The sequence below is a fragment of the Polynucleobacter sp. 35-46-11 genome (assembly GCF_002281105.1).
Window position 1 is genome coordinate 1 of record NZ_NCFJ01000732.1, and the last position, 1,057, is coordinate 1,057.

The 1,057-nt window shown below is 46.8% G+C and carries 1 protein-coding gene; it reads right to left on the reverse strand.

Annotation, left to right across the window (positions count from 1 at the left end):
* Nucleotides 1-1,053, reverse strand: a 1,053-nt coding sequence (locus tag B7Y67_RS19175) for a TRAP transporter large permease subunit (RefSeq protein WP_293599996.1), incomplete at its 3' end; no start/stop codon positions are given.
* Between the last annotated feature and the right edge of the window lie 4 nt (nucleotides 1,054-1,057).

Here is a 1,057-nt window from a genome sequence, read left to right on the forward strand (position 1 = left end):
GAATGGGAAACATCCCTTGAAAATCGTCCACAAAGCCAACTCTGGCGGCGCCACACCTTTGAGGTAGTAGGCCGACATGGCCATGGGCGGCGTCAAGAAAGAGGTTTGCAAGTTCACGGCGATCAAAATACCAAACAGCAATGGATCGACATTAAAGTGCGCCAACAGTGGCAAGAAGATCGGAACGAAAATAATGATGATCTCGCTCCACTCTAGTGGCCAGCCTAAAACGAAGATGATTAACTGAGCAATGATGAGGAACTGAACAGTGTTCAAATCCATCGACATCATGAAATCTTTAATGATGTGCTCGCCACCGAGGTAAGAGAACACCGATGAGAATGTCCATGAACCTACGAACAAGTAACACACCATCGCTGAAGTCTTCGCAGTCAAATAAACAGACTCACGCAGACGTTGCCATGTAAATGCCTTGTAGGCCACTGCCAACATCGTTCCGCCCAATGCACCCATTGCTGCTGCTTCACTTGGGGTTGCCAAGCCAAACAAAATGGAGCCTAGAACTGCCAAAATCAATAAGGCTAATGGGAAGAATGCAGTTACCAGCAATTTAAAGCCATCCCAAAAGCCGACGTTATCGACATCTTTTGGCTTAGGCGCTAATGATGGATTAATCACCACACGCACAATGACATATACCAAATACAAGCCCGCCAACAAGAAACCAGGAATCATGGCAGCTGCGTAGAGCTTGACTACAGATACACCAGCAGTTGCGGCATACACAATCAACATGATTGATGGTGGAATCAAAATACCCAAAGTACCACCGGCAGTAATAACGCCTGCTGCCAACTTTTGGTCGTAACCCGCTTTCAGCATTGATGGCAAAGCCAGCAAGCCCATCAAAGTCACCACTGCACCAACAATACCGGTAGCAGTAGCAAACAGTGCACAGGTAATCAAGGCGGCAACTGCCATTGATCCAGGTACGTGTCTTAAGGCAGTTTGCAAGCTCAAAAAGAGTCGATCCAAAATATTGGCGCGCTCAATGATGTAACCCATGAATAAGAACAGGGGTATCGATATCAAGACA